The following is a 22288-nucleotide window of genomic DNA, read 5'->3' as shown; positions in this document are numbered from 1 at the left end:
AAATCAAGGCTACACACTTAAGATGGGACAGGGAGTTTAGAGCGCAGGTGTCGGCAGCAGGGATGCTGCCGCCAAGCCTACAGGGACGTATTTACGGGGTCCTGCGTTCTGAATGACCTGTCCTGTCTTAAGTTGGTAACCGGAATCAATAAAACAACACCTTAAGTTACGCACTGACGGTAAAAGAATCGCAGTAAATATGATTGAGCGATGCGCCTTTGACATAAGCTGTACGCTGAGTTTGTTTCACCATCTCAGGATGACCGCATAAGAACACCTGCCAACCTTTTAAGCTTGCGCGATTTTGCAACGCCACGTCATGTGCCCTACCCTTGGCAAAATCCTGCGCAGCCCAAGAGCCCGATACGCAAGGTGTATAGTGAAAATGCTTATATTGAGCCGCTAATGCCTTTAATTCATCGATTAAATAAAGACCTTCTCTATCACGGCTGCCATGAAATAACTCAATCGTACCAGAATGACCTTGTGCTAACGCATCATGAATAACGCCATACAGCGGTGCTAACCCTGTACCCGTACCAATTAATAATAAAGGCTGTTGCTTATCTTCGCATTGATAATAACAACCACCTTGTGCCGAGCTTACCTTAACAACATCGCCGAGCTTAAAATCCTCAAAAACCCATGTGCTAAAACGACCGTTAGGTAATTTACGGATATGAAACTCTATTATCGGCTCGGAACTCGGTTGATTAGCTATCGAATAGCTGCGAATTAACCCATCACCTCGTTGCAAATTTACAAATTGACCCGCACGAAAGGGTATTAACGTCTCGGTGCGCAATACCACTCGCATTACATCAGGGGCTAACAAGATTTTAGCGTCCAATACGGCCGTCACATAACCTATCCCTTGGCCTGGTATGGCAATAGTCATGTCACCGTCAACTGGACATGAGCACGCTAAAAAATAATTTTGCTGCTGTTGATAAGCGGCTAAACCCGCTTGCGCCGAAGCGGGGGGCGACACATCCAAGCTTTGCAACATACACGCTTGACACAGACCTTGCCGACAACCATAAGCAGCCGGTATTCCAGCTTTTAATAAGGTTTCTAATACCGTATCTCCTGTGTTAGCAGCAATAGCTTTTGTGCCAAAAGTAATCGTTGGCATGTGTCGCTCCTTAATTATTTGCCTAACACATCGTTACGTGTGCTTTCTGCAAGTGCCAAGACTTGCTCTAACAGGTTTTCTGGTGCATTTAATTCCACTAACGTGGCTTTTAGATGTTCCATAACTGCATCAAAATGGCTATCATCCAAGCCCATTTTCACCAAGCGCTCATGGCCTTTACGCAAATCTTGACCACTATAATGACTTGGGCCACCAAACGCCATGGTCAAAAACGCCTTTTGCTTAGCCGCTTGTTGCACCATATCGACATTATCGAAAAAACGATTAATACGGTAATCATCTAATACTTTGCGGTAAAAAATATCAACCGCAGCATTAACTGCTGCCTCACCACCTAATTGTTCAAATAAGCTTGCATTGCTTGTTTCTTGTGACTCGCTCATTATTGACTCCTGAAAGTTATTGTTATTTTATTGTGTAAACCGCAATGGTTTAACGTAAGCCACCGCTTACCGGAGAAATTTTAGGTCATGCACCCGACTTTTGCAATATTTTACTTTCAAAAGTTTTTTATGGTTAAGCGCTGAAATATAACTGCCCATAGCATCACGCGCGGACGCCGAATTCAGCAAAAACAAGACGGATAATTTCCATAGACTGTGCGTTAAGCTATTATTTTGCTTGCACATTTTTTGAAGCTGTGTATAGTTGCTTCGGCTCAAAAGAGCCTACGTTTTTTGGCAGAACAAGAATTACTACTAAAACAGAGAGGAATAGCAATGAGTTTCGATGTTAAACGCATGATTCAATTCGAACACAATATCGGCAGTAAAGAAAAACAATACCGCTTATACGGAGGCATTGCATTAATAGCCGTTTCGATATTCACCGCCTGGATTCCGTTATTAATTATTGGCTTAATACTGACTGCAACAGGTTTTTTGGCTGGTGCCCTGCTTATTCCGGCTTAAACAAAAACACCTGCACACCGACCAGCACCGACGATACGGCAGCTAATGGTTAAACAATGAAGACTACAAGGATGTAGTTTTCTTTAGTCCTTTTCTCTATGAAACTCACCCTCTAATACTTGAGATTGCCCGGCCTGATGCTTTCCTTGATTAAACATCACTGACGTTACTATATCGCTATTCTCGATTAAGAACTGGGCTAATGCTCGGCGTAATGCAGGAATCAAGCAAATAAAACCTAGCACATCGGTAATAAATCCCGGTGTTAACAGTAATACGCCACCTAATAAAATGATTGGGCCTTCAATGATTTCATAAGCGGGGATGACGCCTTGCGCCATGCTTTGCTGAAAACGCTGAAAAGTGGCCAAGCCTTGTTGTTTTAATAGATAGGCGCCTAAAAATGCTGTACTGACGACTAAAAAAATCGTTGGCATCGCTCCGATGATACTACCGACCTCTAGTAACAAATAAATTTCTGCAAATGGAACAATTAACAAAATTAATAGTAAATATCGAAACGGATTCATAAGTTGCTCTGGTCTAAACCTTAAGTCGTAATAGTTCGGTCATAATATCAATACCTCCAAGTTAATATAAGGGCAATCGCCATCAATTTCTAGGATAATATTGCTTTTAATCTGATGAGGGGTTCGCCATGCCTGCCTACCAAATGATTTATTGCACCTGCCCGGACAAAGAAAGCGCTAAAAAGCTTGCAGGGTTATTAGTGACTAAGAAACTCGCAGCTTGTGTCAATATTATGCCCGGCATTACGTCAGTTTATAGCTGGCAAGACCAAATAGAGACGACACAAGAGCATTTATTATTAATCAAAACTCGTGCCGATAATTACTCACAGATAGAAACAACCTTATTCAAACATCACCCCTACGAAGTGCCTGAAATTGTAGCCGTAAACATTGAATGCGGATTACCTGAATATTTTGAATGGATAGATTCATGCCTGTCATAAAAAGCACGCTCTTTATCTTATGGTTAACGTTTTGCCAATCGGTGCTAGCTCTCAGCCAGGCAGAACTTGTCCCACCTAAAGCAGCGTTTACTCTCTCTGCCCAAGCATTAAATGCAGAACAATTAGAACTTAATTGGCAAATCGCCGATGGTTTCATGGTTTACCGCAATAACCTGCGAATACACTCGAAAACCGATGCCGTTGAACTCGGCAAGCCACTCTTTCCCGTGGGTACGATTAAACAAGATGAGTTATTAGGAACGGTTGAGCATTATCATCACCAGTTAAAAGTGACCGTTCCTTATACCAATCAAGCTCGCTTAAGCCAAATGCACGTTTTTGTGCAATATCAAGCCTGCTCCGAACAAGGCGTTTGCTACCCCCCCCAAAAACAAACCTTACCTGTTTCATTGCCACTACCAGTCATTAAAGCCGCAAGCGACCCGCTAAGCAGCTTAGTGAAAAGCTTTTCTGGCTTTAAAACCAATGCCAATAGCGAGTTATTACCACCCGACCAAGCGTTTCAATTTTTCGCTTCGGTAAAAAACGCTAATACACTTCATGTAAATTGGGTTATTGCAGACGCTTATTATCTCTACCGTGAAAAAGTGCAACTTGCATTACTTGGCGCGGATGGCGTGGAGCTAGGCGCGTATCAAATTCCACATGGCACACCCAAAGTCGATGAAGCCTTTGGTCAAGTTGAGATTTTTCATAACGAGCTAGCTTTTGATATACCTTTAGTTAGAAGCAATAAAACACCTTTTTTCGATTAAACTAGAAGCCAAATTTTCAAGGCTGTGCGGATAGAGGCGTGTGTTACCCGCCTATGAGCAAAACACTAACCCTTGCATTGCCTGAAATTACCGAATCATCACAAACGGCGTCTAGCCCTACACCACCTATTATCTCTGAACAAGACGAAATCGTTAACTCACTGCGCCACGACAATATAGCTATTGTCATTGCCAGCTTTTTTGGCTTTGGTTTGTTATTGTCGCTAACGCCATGTATTTTTCCGATGATTCCCATTCTGTCAGGCATTATCGTCGGCCATAACAAAAAGCTTTCCGTGATGCGCGGCTTCATGTTGTCATTAAGTTATGTATTGGCGTCAGCACTCACCTATGCGGTTTTTGGCGTCATTGCGGCATTGTTTGGCAGTAATTTACAAGCATTTTTCAACAAACTTGGATTATTATTGCCTTTAGTTCCCTGATGGTGATTTTGTCATTAGCAATGTTTGGCTTTTATCATTTAGAGCTACCTAAGTCATTACAAACCAAATTGCACAACTCAAGCGAGAGACACCGAGACGGCTCTCTTTGGGGCGCCGCTATTATGGGCGCATTATCATCCTTGATTGTAGGTCCTTGCGTTGCTGCACCGTTAGCGGGAGCATTAATTTTCATTGGGCAAACTGGCGATGTTATCTTAGGTTTTAGCGCCTTGTTGGTCATGGGCTTAGGTATGGGCGTCCCACTGCTCATCTTAGGTGCATCAGCCGGAAAATTGTTACCCAAAGCGGGCGATTGGTTAAATGCAACCAAAGCCGTGTTTGGCGTCATTATGTTAGCGGTAGCCATTTGGATGTTAAGCCGTGTAATACCGGCAGAAATTGCCATGCTACTTTGGTCATTATGGCTTATTTTGCCATCGATATATTTATCGGCATTAGACCCGCTGCCTGCGCATAGCAGCGGCTGGCGTAAATTGTTTAAAGGCATAGGCTTAGTGATGCTGGTTTATGGCTTGTTATTACTGATTGGCTTTAGCTTAGGTAACCACAACCCACTCGCCCCGCTACAAGGCATAGGATTTAATAAACCCGCTCAAGCGGCTGGCGTAACCTTTCAACGCGTGACGACGCTGGCCGAGCTTAATCAACGCATAGCAGAGGCGAGTGCTAAGCAACAACCTGTTATGTTAGATTTTTATGCCGACTGGTGCATTTCGTGTAAAGAAATGGAAGCCTATACATTTACTGACGCAACCGTTAAACAAGGATTAGCCAAGTTTTTATTATTACAAGCTGACGTCACGGCAAATTCTGATGCCGATCAAGCGTTGTTAAGCCACTTTAACTTGATAGGCCCACCGGCTACGCTATTCTTCGACCGCCATGGTCAAGAACTTAGCCAGCAACGCGTCGTAGGCTATCAAGACGCTAAAACGTTTGCCCAAAGCCTAAGCCGACTTTCGCTATGAACAAAAACGTTTTTTTATACCTAATCGTTGCTTTCATGCTTTCGCGTTAGGTATCACACTAAAACAGCATAAGGTATCAACCACACCATCCGTGACTGAGCTAGTCGCATTTTCATTACCCGATTTGACTGGGCAAATGCAAAACAGCCAACAATGGCAAGGTAAGATTCGCTTAATTAATTTCTGGGCGACGTGGTGCCCACCCTGCCGCCAGGAAATTCCAGAGTTAAATCGCTTGCAACAAGCCCAAAGTGAAAAAAACCTTGTCGTCTTGGGTATTGCGATTGATAACGAGTCTGATGTTGCGGCCTTTATTAAAACCTCAGCCATAACCTATCCTGTTTTGTTAGCACCAAACCAAGGCATGGCATTATCACAACAAATGGGTAACCTATTAGGCGTAATCCCTTTCTCGGTGTTAGTCGATGAACAAAATATTATGCGCCATGTTTGGACGGGCGAAGTAACTCAACACGATGTTGAGCAAGAGCTGCAAGCTTTAATGTTGCCTACAAACAATTCAACGAAGTAAGGCTACACACTTATGACGGGACTGGGCGTTTAGAACGCAGGTGTCGGCAGCAGGGATGCTGCCGCCAAGCCTACAGGGACGTATTTACGGCATCCTGCGGTCTGAATGACCTGTCCCGTCTTAAGTTGGTAACCCGAAGTAAATAGTTAACTTGTTCTTGCCTGTAAACATCGTTATAGTGTCTGTAATATTTTAGTTTTTTGGCCTAAAATTTGCTCAAAACAATTCGCTGCTTGACACACTAAAGTTGTTTTGTAATAACAAGCCTCATATCGGTTATAATCGCTTATTAATTTTTCGTGAAAGGAAATATTTCTTAGGATGCATAGACGCGTTGCACTCATAGCATATTCACTCCGCTTTCCAGGCACAAACACCCAGAATTTCTGGCATGATTTATTGGCAAACAAAGACTTAGTCACTGAAGTTGATTCAACGCGTTGGTCTAAAGAGAGTTTTTGGCATCCCGATAAACGCCATCCGGGCACTAGCTATACTTTTGCAGCTGGCAGCTTAGGCGATATTTCTGGCTTTGATGCAGCCTTTTTTGGGATTTCTCCACGCGAAGCCGCTCTTATCGACCCACAACAACGCTTGCTCTTAGAACTCGCGTGGGAAACCTTTGAGAACGCGGGTATCGTACCTTCGGCTATGCGCGGTAGCGAATGCGGCGTTTACGTTGGTATATCTAACGTCGATTACGCGTATCGATTAGCGGATGACCTAGCCGCCATTGATGCACCTGCCGCCACAGGCATTATTTCTAGTATTGCCGCTAACCGAATCTCCTACGCATTTGATTTACATGGGCCTAGTATTTCAATGGATACGGCCTGCTCATCATCGTTAGTTGCCTTCCATCAAGCGTGTTTAGCGATACGTGCCGGGGAAATTGACATGGCGCTAGCAGGCGGTGTCAATTTACATTTGCATCCCTACGGTTTCATCTCGTTTGCTAAAGCCACTATGTTATCGAAAACAGGGCGTTGTCATGTTTTCGATGAATCTGGCGATGGTTATGTGCGCTCTGAAGGTGGCGGGTTATTTTTATTAAAAGACTACGAGCAAGCACTAGCCGATGGCGACCCTATCTTAGCTATTGTTGCAGGCAGCGCGGTCAATACTGATGGTCATAAATCTGGCTTAACTATTCCTAACCCTAATGCGCAAGCGGCCTTAATTGCTAAAGCCTACCAACAAGCACAAATTAACCCTGATGCGATTGATTATTTTGAAGCGCACGGGACCGGTACTGCCGTAGGTGATCCAATAGAAACCCATGCGATAGGCATTGCTTTAGGTCAAAAACGAGCTAAACCTTTACCTATTGGCTCAATTAAAAGCAACTTAGGCCATTTAGAGTCTGCGTCAGGTGTCGCTGGCGTCGTGAAAGCGTTAAATTGCATAAAACATCGGCAAATTCCTGCGACGATTAGCGTTAATCGTATTAATCCTAAAATTAATTGCCAGGATTGGAATTTACACATTGTCACTGAAAACGAAACCTTAAAGCCGACAGGGAATATCATTATAGGCGTTAACTCATTTGGTTTTGGTGGTGCCAATGCCCATGTGATATTACAAAGCCCAGATCAACCTCATGAATCTAAGCCAAACAATTCGGCACCTGCACTAAAACCGCTGTTTATCTTCGCTAAGCAAAAATCAGCATTAATACATGCCGCCAACGCCATGGCCGACTGGTTAACCGACGACGCTAACCAAAATGCGTTTTACGATACGGCTTATTCAACTTGGTTTCATCGTGAACATCATCATTATGGTGCTATAGTATTTGCGGAAACGGCGACCCAAGCGGCAGACGCGTTAAAGCGGTATGCGCTTTCTGAAGCTAAGCAATCTGAATCTAAACAACTATCAAGCGGCCAATCCAAAATAACTCTTGGCAAATCGCTAGCCAATGCGAAAGGCCCCGCCTTCGCCTATTCAGGCAATGGCTGTCAATGGGCAGGTATGGGCGCTAAGCTTTTACAAGAAGCTCCGTTATTTCGCGCTACCGTTACTGAAGTTGACAAACTATTTAGCCAATATGCCAATTTTTCGTTATTAGACGAGTTATCAGGCGTCAATGGCGACCGCTTTCATGACACCGAAATCGCCCAACCCGCCTTATTTGCGTTGCAAGTCGGCATTACCGAATTATTACGCGCCCATGGTATTCAACCCATTGCCGTATTAGGTCATAGTGTCGGTGAAGTCGCTGCAGCCTGGGCTTGCGGTGCATTATCGCTTACCGAAGCGGTTAAAGTCATTTATTACCGTAGCTTCCACCAGGGTAAAACCAAGGGCAAAGGGGGTATGACGGCTGTAGCACTTGGTGCTGACGACATGCGTAACGTGCTGAGTCAAGCACATGTCAATCAAGTTTATATAGCCGGTATTAACAGCCCTCGTGGTGTTACATTAGCAGGCTCCAACAATGGCTTAGCCAAAGTTGAAGCCATACTCAGCGCGCAAAATATCGTGTTTAAACGCTTAGACTTAGACTACGCGTTTCATAGTCCGTCTATGGATGTTGCTAAAACAGGGATATTAAGTGACTTAGCCGATTTAGTGCTTAATCCTGTTAACTTACCGTTTTATTCTACGGTAACCGGTAAAGCAGTAGCTAATGATGAATTAAACGCCAATTACTGGTGGCATAACATTCGCAAGCCCGTGCTATTTCAAGCTGCCGTTGATGAACTATTAGCATCAGGGGTAAATGCTATTATCGAAGTAGGCGCGCACCCGGTTTTACAGTCTTATTTAAATGAAGCACTGAAAAAACAAGACCAGCCCGGCCTGATTATTGCGAGCTCGACTAAACAACACAGTGATTATCAGCAAATTAAACACTGTGTCGGACAGTGTTTGTTAAGCGGCATCAGCTTAGATATGTCACAGTGGTTCCCTACGTCTGGCACTTACGTCACGCTACCTAACTATTCTTGGCAACGCGAAAGTTATTGGCATCCGGTCACGTCAGATTCTTATGGCTTGCTCAACCGTTACAAAGTTCACCCGCTGTTAGGCTACCCCTTAAAACAGCAAGAATATGTTTGGGAAAATCAGCTTGATACTCAATTATTACCTTATCTAGCGGATCATAATGTCGGTGGCGCTATTATTTTCCCAGGCGCTGGTTTTGTGGAATTAGCATTAGCAACGGCTTTTCAAGCGCATAACGCCGCAATCTTGGAAATAGAAGAGCTAGAAATACGAAGCCCTCTGGTGTTAAGCCAAGAACACAGTAAATCTATCCGTGTTCATTTAGAGCCTTCCGATAACCGTTTTAGCATTCGCAGCAAAGAACAGGCTAAAGCACTAACCGATTCAGCACCAAACCGAGATGCTTGGCAGCAAGAATGGCATCCGCATTGCGTAGGTCGTCTATTAACCGATGCTAGCAACACGGTTTTAAAACAACTTGCCCCGGATTTTCCCACTCACGCGCCGGATTTTGATGCGAATACGCATAAACGCTTAACCGAAAATACCGGCTTAGAATATGGCCCTAGTTTTCAAGCCATGCGCTTTGGCTGGATAACAGACAATTCAGCTATCGCAGTATTAGTGTTGCCTGAAGCGCTAGTTAAAGATGGCAGCCATTACTTTTTACATCCAAGTTTGCTGGACTCCGCGTTTCAATTAGTTTTTCAAATTTTAAAAAATGTGATTAGCGAACTTGAAGGCATCGCCTTTGTTCCCGTTAAGATAGGGCGCATTAAGGTGCGTAGCGATAAAAAACAACCCGTTATCGCAGAAGCGACTTTGTTAAAACTAGCACCGCACTCATTAAATAGCCGATTTGTACTCTATGCGGCTGATGGCTCGGCTGTTGCCGTACTCGATGATGTTCGTTTCCGCGCGGTACGCCTACATAAACGCCATGCGCGCAATTTGCGTTATTTAAGCTATCATTTAACGCCCACCCCGTTAATGCTAAGTACGCCTGCATTAGAAAACGAAGCTCAATCATCAGCAATAGACCTAGAGCCACATGCTGTTGCAGCCATCAACCGTTACAATCATGAAGTTGAACCATTATTAGACAGTCTGTGCAATCAATTCATCTTTGAAGCCTTAAACAGCTTTGCTGACCATCGCGGATTTATTAATGAGAATCGCTTTACTGAAGTAGCCACTGAGTCGGCTAATCACTTACTCGCCAGAATATTAGCGTACGCTGAAGCGCAACAAATGGTACAACCCACCCGCTATGCCTTAGCACTAGAAGCATTCTTGGCTAATTACGGTACGCTACAGCCCAAATCGGAGTCTATTATTGGTTGGCAGTTAAAACGCGACCACCTACAATCCGGTGTAACAGCTACCGCTATCTGGAATACGCTTATCCAAGAATACCCGGATTATTTTTACCCTATTCATTTAACAGGCCGCATAGGCACAAAATTGCCTTTACTGTTAACCGATGCGGCTATGATTAACGACTTAGGCGTTTGCGCTAATGATTACCAAGCCGTTGTCAGTCAAATTATTGCATTAACCAGTAAAAAACTGCTTGTTGACACGATTATCCAGCACTGCATCAGCATTAGCCAACAGCAAGCGCCAGGACAACGTTTGCGCATATTAGAAATCAGCGCGTACAAGCCAGAGTTCGGGCCATTACTCTATGCAGAATTAAACCCTGAGCTAACTGATTACTGCTATGCATCGTTTAATGACGAGGCGCTGGCTCATGCTCATCATTTACGAGAACATTACCCGCTGATACAAGTACTTAACTTGGCTAATGAACTCGACCATAACACTATTAGCAGTGGCCGAATAAAACCGGCTAATTTTGCTATTATTAGTATTGCGATGGCAAATATCCAAGACGTGCAGCGCATATTAAACTACTTGCCGCAATGCTTGACACCAGGCAGCCAGGTTTACATTATTGGCTTAGAACCAGCACGCTGGCTAGATGCACTGTTTGGTTGTACCAATGACTGGTGGCTGACTATTGATACACAACAGCGAATATCACCGCAGTTATCGTCAACAGCTATCATAGACCAACTCAAGCTTTTACCTTTTACAGCTATTCATAAGCATGCATCACTCGCTCAGTACGATTCGGGTGCCTATCTTATTTCTGCTCGCATAGATTCAAATGAGCATAGCCCGCTCTTATCCAACCTCACAAGCCAGCAACATTGGTTAATATTGGCTTCAGATCGAGCACCTGAGCAAGCTATAGCAGGGCAATTAACTGAGCAATTAAGAATTAAACACCAGCAAGTCACTGTGGTTAACCCAGAGCTTATAGGCGCTTGGTTACCGCTATTTAATAAGGCAGCCGCTGAAAACAACGCCTTTAACCATATTATTCACTTATATGGTTATAACCAAACAACCACGGGGCAAACTCTACGCTGTTGGCTCGCAACGACGCTAGTACAAACACTAGAAACAACCTCAACGCCACTAACGCTATGGTTATTCACTCATCAAGTAGGCGCGCTATTTTCTTGTGATCAAGCCGGTGTTTTCCCGACATCAAGCAGCATCGCCCATGACGCCGCGTTATGGGGATTTGGTCGTAGCTTAATGAATGAAGCCTCTAGTTTTACTGTGCGCTTAGTCGATTTAAATGGCGATGCATTAACGCCTAGCGTCATGGATGCGATACTCAATGAATGCTTAAATCCTGACGCTGAACAAGAAATTGTCTTAGATGCCGCAGGAAACCGCTTTGCGCCTAGACTGCGTAGCCGGGAAAAACTGGTCAAAGAAAAAACCATTACCGGCTTAGAAACCCAGCAAGCTATACAACTAGGCTTTAAGCTACCCGGTCAATTACGCAATTTACAATGGTTAACCATTCCACATCGTCCACCTGCTGACGATGAAATAGAAGTCGAGGTCAAAGCAACGGGCTTAAATTTCCGAGACGTTATGTACACCCTAGGCTTATTATCGGATGAAGCCGTAGAAAGCGGTTTTGTCGGCGCTAGTTTAGGGCTTGAGTTTGCCGGTGTCGTCTTACGCGCAGGCGCTAAAGTTCATAAATTCAAACCAGGCGACCAAGTTGTAGGCATGGGGCCGGCTAGTTTTGCCAACCGAGTATGGACAAAAGCTAATGCAGTTGCGTTAATCCCCAATGAAATAAGCTATGCCGCAGCGGCAACCATTCCAAGCACTTTTTTTTACCGCTTACTATGCATTGCACTATCAAGCCAAACTGCAAAAAGGCGAGCGGGTATTAATTCATGGTGCCGCTGGCGGAGTTGGCATCGCTGCCATCCAAGTCGCGCAATGGCTAGGCGCTGAAGTCTACGCCACAGCCGGTTCTGAAGAAAAACGGGATTTTTTACGTTTATTAGGCATAGAGCATATCTTTGATTCGCGTTCACTAAGCTTTGCTGAGCAAATTCTTGCGATTACCCAAAGACGTGGCGTTGATGTGGTATTAAACTCATTGGCAGGCGAAGCGATTAATCGCAATTTCCAAGTATTAAAACCTTTTGGTCGATTCTTAGAATTAGGCAAACGCGATTTTTACGAAAATACTCATATTGGCTTAAGACCTTTCCGTAATAATATCAGCTATTTTGGCATTGACGCAGACCAGTTATTGCGCGAGCGGCCTGAATTAACCCAACGTGCGTTTAATGAACTCATGGGGCTGTTCCGCTCAGGGCATTTACACCCATTACCTTATACCGTATTCGATGCTAATCAAGTGACAGAAGCATTTCGCTATATGCAGCAAGCACGGCAAATCGGTAAAATTGTTGTCACTTATGATAATGGCATCCAGGCAAAATCCGCTTACAAAGAGCCCCCTAAAGCCAGCTTACAACTAAACGACTCCGGAAGTTATCTCATCACAGGTGGTTTAAGCGGATTCGGTTTAGCAACTGCGCGTTGGCTAGCCCAAAAAGGTGCGCGTCATTTACTGTTAATCAGTCGTAGCGGAGTAATTTCAGAGCAAACGCAACAAGTATTAGACGAATTAACCAACAGCGGTGTTAATATCATCACGGCAGCTTGCGATGTTAGCGATAAAAATGCCCTCACGGCGTTTATCCAATCAGCATTAACTCAAGCACCTGTATTAAAAGGCATATTCCATGCTGCGGCCGTTATTGATGATAGCTTAGTGCGCAATTTAACCTATCAACAATTACAAGAAGTCTTAATGCCGAAAATTCAGGGCGCAGAAATGTTACATGAGCTCAGCTTACAACACCCGATAGAATTCTTCGTGCTTTATTCATCAGTCACTACGTTATTTGGTAATCCCGGCCAAAGCAATTATGTTGCCGCTAATCACTGGCTAGAAGCATTAGCCGCTTATCGCCATCAACAAGGTTTGCCAGCAACCTGTGTTTGCTGGGGAGCTATCGGAGATACCGGCTACTTAACACGTCATGAGAAAATTAAAGAGGCCTTACAAACACGCATGGGCGGGGCAGCACTGACTACTAACGATGCCTTTACCGTGCTGGAACAGTTGTTATGCCATCCTATAACAGCGTCAACACTCGGTGTATTGGAATTCGACTGGCGGGCGCTAAGCGCGTTTTTACCTACTGCTAAAACGCCTAAATTTATTGAATTAGCCGGTTATACGCCTAGCAGTGATAGCAACGACAATCAAAGTGCCGATATTAAACGTATGCTTAATGAGTTAAGCGATGCTGACTTACAACTTGCATTTATCGATATTTTAAAAGAAGAACTCAGTCAGATACTACTCATCAACAAAGACAAGATTGATCCTAATCAATCAATGTATGACATGGGCTTAGATTCGCTAATGGGGGTAGAGTTAATGATTGCGATAGAATCACGTTTCGACGTACAAATTCCTGTCATGGCGTTAAGCGAAGCGCCTACGCTTAATAAGCTAGCAGCACGCTTACTTGCGCATTTACGTGGCGATATTGAGTCAACTCAACACGCCACCGATACATTAGCGAATATCAACGACTTATCTAAACGTCATGCTTCTGCGGTAACAGACGAACAACGGCTGGCTCTAACGCAAGCATTAGCGGATACGCAGACGAGCAGGATTATTCACTAATGGCAAGTAAGAGTTTAACAGGTCAGCTAAAAGACCAACTCATCAGGCAAGCATTAGAACATAAACTAAAACAAGCCGAAGCAGAAACCCAAGACGTCAATCCCTTAGCGTTAAATTCGGATATACCGGAAAATTGGTATCGCTTTGACCAGTTACCTGGATTTAAGCAATTACAAATTATTTATAAAGGCGGCGAACAATTTGGTATTGCTAGCCCGTTTTTTCGCGTACACGAAGGCATCGCCGGCGCAACGACTCGTATTAATGGTAAAGAATTCATAAATTACGCCAGCTACAACTATTTAGGCTTATCAGGACATCCTGTCGTTGCTGAGGCCGCTAAACGCGCGATTGAGCAATATGGCACATCGGTGTCAGCCAGTCGCCTAGTCTCCGGCGAACGGCCTGTGCATAGGCAATTAGAAGCCGAGATTGCCACTATTTATGGTGTAGATGACGCCGTCGTCATGGTCAGCGGTCATGCGACTAATGTAACGACGATAGGCTATTTGTTCGGGGCCAATGACTTAATTATTCACGATGAATTAATCCATAACAGTAGCTTAGTCGGTGCTCAACTATCGGGCGCTAAGCGCATCTCGTTTGCCCATAACGATTATGCTGCATTGGATAAATTATTAAGCCAACAACGTCGGCATTACCAAAAAGTACTCATTGTATTAGAAGGCTTGTATAGCATGGATGGCGATTATCCTAACCTGCCTGAATTTATAGCTATTAAGCAAAAACACAAAGCCTTGCTGATGGTTGATGAAGCGCATTCATTCGGCGTGATGGGTAAACGCGGTTTCGGCATACGCGAACAATTTAATATCGACGGCAAAGATGTCGATATTTGGATGGGAACCTTAAGCAAAACCTTAGCGGGATGCGGTGGTTTTATTGCTGGCGAATCGGCGCTTATCGAACATTTAAAAATTTTTAGCGCCTGGGTTTTTATACAGCGTCGGAATGCCCCCGCCAGTCGCAGCGTCTGCACTATCGGCGCTCGAGCTGCTTAAACAAGAACCTGAACGTGTGCAAACTCTACATAAAAATGCTGGGTATTTTTATCAGCAATTAAAGGCAATAGGTGCCAATATTGGCACAAGCTGTGGCACTGCAATCATCCCTGCAATTGCCGGTAGCTCATTAACCGCTGCGCGCTGGTCGCAAGCCTTATTTGAAGCAAACATTAACGTACAGCCTATTTTATACCCTGCCGTACCTGAAAAAAGCGCACGACTACGCTTTTTATCTCAGCCGAACACAGTCAGCAGCAACTTGATGCCGCTGTCGATGCTATGCGCCAACTACTTTGAGGCCTAGGTAGTCACCAATGACCCGCAAGCGCGCATTTTTATTCTTGCAAGGCCCTTGCTCGTTGCTTTTTGCCAGAATTGCTGACTATTTGACGGCTCAAGGCCATGATGTTTATAAAATTAATTTCAATTGTGGCGATTCTGTGTATTGGCAACCGCGCCCAGCATTGCCGTTTCGTCGGCCACTAGATGAATTGCCCGAATTTTTAGCCAACGTATGGACGCGTTATGGTATCACCGAACAAATCCTGTTTGGCGATTGTCGCCCAGTCCATAGAGCTGCCGTCGCTAACGCAAAAAATTTCGGCATACGCACTTATGTTTTCGATGGCGGCTATTTCCGCCCGCACTGGATTACGATGGAACGCGAAGGGGTCAATGGTCATTCCCTATTACCACGCGACCCGGCTTGGTTTAGAAAAATTGGAACAAATTTAACCCCACCTTCGACGATAGCTTTTAACCCAGCGTTTTTAGATCAAGCAGCCTACGATATTGTTTACCATTTAGCCGGTATTGCTAATCCGTTACGTTATCCAAACTATAAAAAACATATCACCATACCGCCAGCACTAGAATATGCTTGCTACATCAAACGTTTTCAGCTGGCTAAAGCTTATGCAACACCAAGAACAAGCCAAGCTAGATTATTTGGTCAAGCAACAGATTCCTTATTATTTCTTGCCCTTGCAATTAGATACTGACGCGCAAATACTCTACCATTCAAATTTTGCCAATATGGCTGAAGTCATAGAAACGGTATTACAGTCATTTGCTAAACATGCGCCTAGCCATACTCAGCTCGTTATAAAAAACCACCCACTGGATTTTGGCCTAGTAAATTTCCGTAAGCTCATCACCGAATACGTCGAAGCATTAGGTCTAGCTGGACGAACCGTTTATTTAGAAAGCGGTCACATCAGCACGTTAATCAGTCACGCATTAGGCATGGTTACTGTCAACAGCACCTCTGGCGCTCATGCGTTAGAATTAAACTGCCCAACAATTACTTTAGCCGACCCGATTTACAACATGCCAGGACTTACCTATCAAGGCGGCTTAGATACCTTTTGGACGCAAGCCATTGCACCTGATGAAGAGCTATTCCAAGCATTTCGCAATACTGTCATGGTTACGACGCAAATCAATGGTAGTTTATATTGCGAATTCGGTACCAAGCTAGCGGCTGGCAATGCCGCACGTTTTATTACAAGCCGAACAATCGCCTTTGGAGAAACTACTTGATTGATAATTCATCGATGTATAACACCGTTTTAATCACCGGCGCGACAGGCTCTATAGGGAAGGCTCTCGCCCTGCATTATGCTGGACCCCAATGCCATCTTATCTTAACAGGGCGCAACACAGTTATATTGGCCGAATTGGCAGAAACCTGTCGTAGCCGTGGCGCAAACGTCACCATACACAGCCTAGATTTGCGCGACATCCATGCGTTGCAGCATTGGCTAAACCAAGTCGCCGAACAAACCTTGCCAGATTTAATTATTGCTAACGCAGGTGTTAACACCAATCACGGTGAGCATCGCATCGGTGAGCAATGGGCTGACATTGATAACTTATTAGATATAAACATTAAAGCTAGCCTTGCATTAATTAACACCTTACTGCCTTATTTACGCCAACGCGGCAGCGGACAAATTGCTATTATTAGTTCATTAGCCGCTTATTATGGCTTACCGGTCACCCCTAGCTATTGCGCCAGCAAAGCCGCTCTAAAAGCCTATGGTGAGGCCATGCGTGGCTGGCTAGCTAAAGAAGGAATAAAAGTTAACGTTGTTATGCCTGGCTATGTGCGCTCTGATATGAGCCATGCCATGCCCGGTCCTAAACCGTTTAGGATACCGGCCGAACGCGCCGCTCAGTTAATCGCTACAGGGCTTGCTAAAAATCAAGCCAGAATTAGTTTTCCATTCCCGTTAAATTGGGGTACTTGGTGGTTAGCGGTATTACCTGCTCATTGGTCACAACGCATGCTGACGTTAATCGGCTATGGCGGCTAACATGGTGTTGCTAACAACAAGCTTAGCACTAGGGCTAGGCTTGTTAATCTCGCTGTTGTTAGAACAAGGGCTGCACCCTAGACCTTTGCTGCCTACACAGCGCCCCGTGAGTACGCTATTTATCCATGTGGGTACATGGTTAATGTTGTTTAGCGGGTTATTAGCATTGACCTTGCGACCCTGGTTTGCCACAGGGCTAGTCACCGCTTTATTGGTCTTACTGATACTCGTCAACCACGCCAAATATCAAAGTTTACGCGAACCTTTTCTGTTTCAAGATTTTGACTATTTCACCGATGCGATAAAACATCCTAGGCTTTACCTGCCCTTCTTTGGCATACTCAGAACATTAGCTGCCACATTAGGCTTTAGCTTAGCCGTTATCGCCGGTGTTGTGTTGGAACCGCCCTTAACAAAAACCCTGTCGTGGCCGATAGTTTTATTAGCCAATCTTAGCCTACTAAGCTTAGGCTTCATGATGCTTAAACAAGGTTTGCGCACCTGCCCTGTTGTCAGTTTTAATCCTTATCAAGATTTAACAACGTTAGGCCAGCTTAGCTTTTTTTGGCAATACGCATTAGCCGAATGGAACACACGTATTAACCCCGATGTTTCGCCTTTTCAACCTACCACTAACCCCGCTCCTTCTGGTTTAACGCCCCCTAATATCGTCGTCATTCAAAGTGAATCTTTTTTTGATCCAAGAGCATTAAGCGCGCAAATCAAGCCTGATGTGCTCAAGCATTTTGACGCTATTAATCAACAAGCGTATGCCTGGGGCAAGCTTAATGTACCCGCTTTTGGCGCTAATACAGTGCGCACAGAATGCGCATTTTTAACCAGCACTCGCCCGGAAGACTTAGGCGTGCATCAATTTAATCCCTACCGTAGTTTAGCTAAACACGCTATACCCAATCTGGTCGCCCATTTAAAACAACAAGGCTACCGTACGGTTTGCATTCACCCCTACCCGTCCACGTTTTACCAGCGCCACTTAGTGTTTCCCAAAATGGGGTTTGATGATTTTATTGATATAAGTGGTTTTACTGCGGAGCAAAAGCAAGGGCAATATATTAGCGACCTGGCCGTGACCGAACGGATTATCCAGTTATTAACCGAACAAACTGCAAATAATCACACGCAACCCTTGTTTATTTTTGTGATTACCATGGAAAACCATGGGCCGCTACACTTAGAACAGCTCCCTAATGAACATTCTTGCCAATACATAGACGGAACACTACCGCCTTGTGGTGATGATTTAATCGTCTACTTAAATCATCTAGCTCATGCTGATGAAATGATTCATCAACTCACCGACTACTTGCGAACACAGGATGCACAACAGCAGCCAGGGGTTTTATGTTGGTACGGTGACCATGTACCGATTATGCCTAATATTTACTCACTATTCGGTGAATCCGATGGCGACACTGACTATTTCATCTGGCATAGCTCAAACCAAGGACGTTATCCTCCGGCGCCTGCTCAAACAATAGCCATACATGAACTCGCTCAACGGTTATTAAGCTGTTGTTCACACCCAAATCATTACACTCAAGCTTTTTAACAAAGCCATGATAATATAACACTATTAACTTGTAGCTCAGGCTACTTACATCTTTCAGTCTATTCAGTTTTTGAGACTTGTTTAATGAAAATCCACTTGCTGATACCTAGCCTTTTTGCCTGGTTAATTACGTTTGCTATGGCTCATGCAGACACTTATGAGCTGCCTTCAACACCTGGCGATACTGTCATAACACAATCATCTGAGCCTATTTATTACGAAGTTGAGCAAAATGAAACGCTGCTCGACGTTGCTAGACGTTTTCTTATTAGGCCAAACAGAAATTGTCAACTTGAATCACGACGTAGATCGTTGGCTAGTCAAAAAAGGGCAAAAAGTACGCTTAGCCAACCAACGTATTTTGCCTGATGCACCGCATGATGGCATCGTGTTAAACCTAGCCGAATACCGAATGTACGTGTACTCAGCTAAGCATCCAGGTGAAGTCATGACATTTGCTCACGGTGTAGGCCGACAAGATTGGAAAACACCACTAGGAAAAACCAGCATTGTCAAAAAAAGTTAAAGACCCTTTCTGGTATCCGCCAGAAAGCATACGCAGAGAACATGCTGCCGATGGTGATTTTTTACCTGAAGTTGTACCGCCAGGCCCCCATAATCCATTAGGAGCTTACGCCCTGTATTTAAATTTAAAAGGCGACTATCGTATACACGGCACAGACATAGACAAAGTCTTCGGCATAGGCATGCAAATCACCCACGGTTGCGTTAGAATGTACCCCGAAGACATTGAAAAACTCTATTATGTTGCTGAAGTAGGTACACCGGTTTATTTAGTCAAACAACCTATTAAAGTCGGTTGGCTAAACAATACCTTGTATGTAGAAGCTCATCCAGATTTAGAAGGTGAGGAACTGTCTAAGGACGAGCGTTTTAGCTTAGCGTTATCTCTCATTCAAAAAGCAAATAACGGCGAGTTACCAGAATTTGACCAACGTCCGCTCAACGAAGCGTTAACCAAACTTGAAGGTATTCCAACGCCTATTTACGAACGCTTACCACCGTTAGAAGAAGCGCAACCGCAAGCAATCCCTGTCGAAAATACTGTCTCTGCTCCCGAACCTCCATTGCCGATAGCACCGGCTAATAAGCCTGTAGCGACTGCTAAACCCGTAGTACCGGTTAAATCAATAGCACCCAAGGTATCTGCTGCAACAACCAAAGCTAAACCCGTTATTAGCGCCAAAAAACCAACTACCAGCAAAGCCGCACAAACCTCGGCTAAGCTGGCATCAAGCAAACTAGCTGCGACAAAGCCGACAAAAACGGCGGCAACCTCTAAAAGCGCGGCAAAAAAAAACGCCAACAAGTGTAGCCAAAAAAACACCAGCCAAGTCCGATGCCAAACTGGTATTAGCCAAAGCAACCACAAGTAAAACTAAAGCGCCAACAAGCTCTAAGTCAGTATCGAGCAAATCAACGAGTCAAACCAAGCGCCAAGGCTCTCCCGGCGGTTATTATCACGGAAATTAATTACCTCTAAATGTATCGCATGGCGTCCGCTTAATGCGATACCTTATACAAAACATGTGGCTACACACTTAATGACGAGACAGGGCGTTTAGAACGCAGGTGTCGGCAGCAGGGATGCTGCCGCCAAGCCTACAGGGACGTATTTACGGCGTCCTGCGTTCTGAATGACCTGTCCCGTCTTAAGTTGGTAACCCAAAACTCAGTCCACATCAATTTGATAGTCGTCTAAAAACTTTTTCTGCATAACGTTTATAGACTTTCTGTTTGATAAAAGCCTCGTATAAATCTGGGTCGATATGTTGGTTATTTTTCATTTTTTCCAAAATAGCTAACGACTCAGATAATTTCTTACCATGTTTGTAAGGCCTGTCTTTAGCCGTTAACGCTTCAAAAATATCCGCTATTGCCATCGTCCTAGCCTGTATCGACATATCCTCCCGCCTTAATCCTTTAGGATAACCTTTACCATCCATGCGCTCATGGTGCCCGCCAGCGTATTCAGGCACATTTTTTAAGTGCTTAGGGAAGCGGATTTTTTCCAACATAGCAATCGTCGCGCTAATATGATGATTAATAATCTCTCGTTCTTCCGTGGTTAACGTGCCTCGTGCAACGCTGAGATTATATATCTCGTTCTCCGATAATAGCGGCAAAGTTTCTGCATTCAACTGCCAAGTTTGGTTATAAAAAGCACTAATTCGCTGTATATCGTATTCCGACATTGACTCAGCACCGATATTAGCTTGTTTTATAAACGCCAAATCGGCTTCAAGTTGCGCTAACTGGGCTTTATAAACACTTTCAACGTCAGCGTTAACAGCTTGTCCTGAAGCTAATGCGTTTACATGCTGTTTTAACATAGCAATTTCACAATCACGCTTAAGCACTTCAAAGCGAGTTTCAACCAACTCGATTCTATCGAAAATCGTCTGTAACTTAGTTGATTTATCAATCACATATTCAGGCGTAGTAATTTTGCCGCAATCATGCAACCAGCCCGCTATTTTTAACTCATAACGATCCGCATCGGTCATCGTGAAATCTTTTAAATAGCCTTCCTGGGTATCATGTGCAGCTTCGGCAAGCATCATTGTTAACTCAGGAACACGCCGACAATGCCCCCCGGTATGAGGCGATTTATCATCGATGGCGGTCGCAATCAGTCGAATTAACGACTCAAACATTTCTTCTAAATCAGCAATTAAACGCTGTTTTGTTATAACTATCGCAGCCTGCGAAGCGAGCGCCTCGGTTAAGCGCTGAGAAATTAAATCAAATCGGGTAATTTGCTTACTTACTGGGTCAATAGCATTAATCAATTGTAAAATCCCAATAATGTCGTTTTCATGATTTCGCATCGGCACTGCTAAAAACGATTGGGAGCGGTAATGGTTTTGCTGATCAAAAGCTTTAGTACCCGAAAAATCAAAATGTTGGTCGTTATAAGCATCAACAATATTAATCGTGCTGTTATTATGAATCGAACAGCTAACCACATTTTTCATATTCGGACTACCATCCGCTAAAAATAACGGAATATCCGGCATATTGACAGGTAGCTCAGAAGACCCGCCACGTCGTATCCTTAAGCTGGTTGAATGCACAATTTCCATGCGTATTGCATTATCGTAAATTCGATATAACGTACCGCCGTCAGCATGAGTAATTTGTATCGCACCAGCAAGAATTTTCTCTAGTAGTTTTGCGGTATCCATCTCCGATGATAAGGAAATGCCAATTTCAATTAATTGTTCTAACTGATGTTGAATATCTAAATGTTCCATAAAGTTGGCTAAGCATTGCCATGCATCTTGGTTAATGCCAATAGGATAATGTAGGTTACCAACTTAGGCTACCCACTTAAGCTGGGACAGGTCATTTAGAGTGAAGGGCGCCGTAAATACATCCCTGTAGGCTTGGCGGCAGCATCCCTGCTGCCGACACCTTCACTCTAAACAACCTGTCCCGGCTTGGTATTGTCCCGTTTTAAGTTGGTAGCCCCAACTTAAGACAGGACAGGTCATTCAGAACACAGGACGCCGTAAATACGT

General features: G+C 44.2%; 17 protein-coding genes and 2 pseudogenes. 15 read left to right on the top strand and 4 right to left on the bottom strand.

Annotation, left to right across the window (positions count from 1 at the left end; all coding sequences use genetic code 11):
• Positions 1–166: 166 nt before the first annotated feature.
• Positions 167–1135: a 2Fe-2S iron-sulfur cluster-binding protein gene (locus VZ94_RS17620; protein ID WP_045780220.1), complete on the bottom strand. Its 969-nt coding sequence runs from the start codon at positions 1133–1135 to the stop codon at positions 167–169.
• A gap of 14 nt (positions 1136–1149) precedes the next feature.
• Positions 1150–1539, bottom strand: a complete 390-nt coding sequence (locus VZ94_RS17615) for a group I truncated hemoglobin (RefSeq protein WP_045780219.1) — start codon at positions 1537–1539, stop codon at positions 1150–1152.
• A 336-nt stretch (positions 1540–1875) separates the two neighbouring features.
• On the opposite strand from VZ94_RS17615, the gene VZ94_RS17610 reads away from it, so the two are divergent.
• On the top strand, positions 1876–2067 hold the full coding sequence (locus VZ94_RS17610; RefSeq protein WP_338040497.1) for a YgaP-like transmembrane domain: 192 nt from the start codon (positions 1876–1878) through the stop codon (positions 2065–2067).
• 83 nt (positions 2068–2150) lie between these two features.
• Here VZ94_RS17610 and VZ94_RS17605 read toward each other — a convergent pair whose 3' ends face one another.
• Positions 2151–2597, bottom strand: a complete 447-nt coding sequence (locus VZ94_RS17605) for an FxsA family protein (protein WP_045780218.1) — start codon at positions 2595–2597, stop codon at positions 2151–2153.
• A 128-nt stretch (positions 2598–2725) separates the two neighbouring features.
• On the opposite strand from VZ94_RS17605, the gene cutA reads away from it, so the two are divergent.
• From cutA to VZ94_RS32455, 14 genes and pseudogenes are all read left to right on the top strand, one after another.
• Positions 2726–3043: a divalent-cation tolerance protein CutA gene (gene cutA, locus VZ94_RS17600; RefSeq protein WP_045780217.1), complete on the top strand. Its 318-nt coding sequence runs from the start codon at positions 2726–2728 to the stop codon at positions 3041–3043.
• Entirely contained in the window at positions 3031–3819 is a 789-nt protein-coding gene (locus VZ94_RS29565) for a protein-disulfide reductase DsbD N-terminal domain-containing protein (RefSeq protein ID WP_239650046.1), read from the top strand. The genes cutA and VZ94_RS29565 overlap by 13 nt, the downstream gene beginning before the upstream one ends.
• Before the next feature lie 53 nt (positions 3820–3872).
• A pseudogene (gene dsbD / locus VZ94_RS29555) lies at positions 3873–5251 on the top strand (protein-disulfide reductase DsbD).
• A 91-nt stretch (positions 5252–5342) separates the two neighbouring features.
• A complete protein-coding gene (locus VZ94_RS17590) occupies positions 5343–5783 on the top strand; it encodes a TlpA disulfide reductase family protein (protein ID WP_052700702.1) in 441 nt (146 codons plus the stop codon).
• 321 nt (positions 5784–6104) lie between these two features.
• Positions 6105–11819, top strand: a pseudogene (locus tag VZ94_RS29550) (type I polyketide synthase); the annotation flags it as partial.
• A gap of 91 nt (positions 11820–11910) precedes the next feature.
• Positions 11911–13830, top strand: coding sequence for a type I polyketide synthase (locus tag VZ94_RS23600; RefSeq protein WP_082081779.1), 1920 nt, complete (start codon positions 11911–11913; stop codon positions 13828–13830).
• Complete coding sequence (locus VZ94_RS17580; protein WP_204369203.1) at positions 13830–14852, top strand: aminotransferase class I/II-fold pyridoxal phosphate-dependent enzyme; 1023 nt, start codon at positions 13830–13832, stop codon at positions 14850–14852. The genes VZ94_RS23600 and VZ94_RS17580 overlap by 1 nt, the downstream gene beginning before the upstream one ends.
• Positions 14803–15159, top strand: coding sequence for an aminotransferase class I/II-fold pyridoxal phosphate-dependent enzyme (locus tag VZ94_RS27245; protein ID WP_204369202.1), 357 nt, complete (start codon positions 14803–14805; stop codon positions 15157–15159). Before VZ94_RS17580 ends, VZ94_RS27245 begins: the two co-directional genes overlap by 50 nt.
• A 10-nt stretch (positions 15160–15169) precedes the next feature.
• Positions 15170–15856, top strand: a complete 687-nt coding sequence (locus VZ94_RS31070) for a capsular polysaccharide export protein, LipB/KpsS family (protein WP_204369201.1) — start codon at positions 15170–15172, stop codon at positions 15854–15856.
• Positions 15804–16397 carry a capsular polysaccharide export protein, LipB/KpsS family gene (locus tag VZ94_RS31065; RefSeq protein ID WP_204369200.1) on the top strand — a complete coding sequence of 198 codons (594 nt, stop codon included), beginning with the start codon at positions 15804–15806 and terminating at the stop codon, positions 16395–16397. The genes VZ94_RS31070 and VZ94_RS31065 overlap by 53 nt, the downstream gene beginning before the upstream one ends.
• Positions 16394–17173, top strand: coding sequence for an SDR family NAD(P)-dependent oxidoreductase (locus VZ94_RS17570; RefSeq protein ID WP_239650043.1), 780 nt, complete (start codon positions 16394–16396; stop codon positions 17171–17173). The genes VZ94_RS31065 and VZ94_RS17570 overlap by 4 nt, the downstream gene beginning before the upstream one ends.
• A gap of 1 nt (position 17174) precedes the next feature.
• The gene (locus VZ94_RS17565) at positions 17175–18743 is read left to right on the top strand and encodes an LTA synthase family protein (protein WP_045780215.1); all 1569 of its coding nucleotides are present in this window, start codon (positions 17175–17177) and stop codon (positions 18741–18743) included.
• Between the two features lie 232 nt (positions 18744–18975).
• Positions 18976–19269, top strand: a complete 294-nt coding sequence (locus VZ94_RS32460; RefSeq protein WP_338040496.1) for a L,D-transpeptidase family protein — start codon at positions 18976–18978, stop codon at positions 19267–19269.
• Complete coding sequence (locus VZ94_RS32455; RefSeq protein WP_338040495.1) at positions 19253–20140, top strand: L,D-transpeptidase family protein; 888 nt, start codon at positions 19253–19255, stop codon at positions 20138–20140. The genes VZ94_RS32460 and VZ94_RS32455 overlap by 17 nt, the downstream gene beginning before the upstream one ends.
• 306 nt (positions 20141–20446) lie before the next feature.
• Here the strand turns inward: VZ94_RS32455 and VZ94_RS17555 are convergent, their stop codons facing one another.
• The gene (locus VZ94_RS17555; protein ID WP_045780214.1) at positions 20447–22021 is read right to left on the bottom strand and encodes an HD family phosphohydrolase; all 1575 of its coding nucleotides are present in this window, start codon (positions 22019–22021) and stop codon (positions 20447–20449) included.
• Positions 22022–22288 lie beyond the last annotated feature (267 nt).

It is taken from the genome of Methylocucumis oryzae (genome assembly GCF_000963695.1).
GTDB lineage: Bacteria > Pseudomonadota > Gammaproteobacteria > Methylococcales > Methylomonadaceae > Methylovulum > Methylovulum oryzae.
The sequence above is the reverse complement of the archived record's forward strand: the minus strand, read 5'-3'. Positions and strand labels throughout refer to the sequence as shown.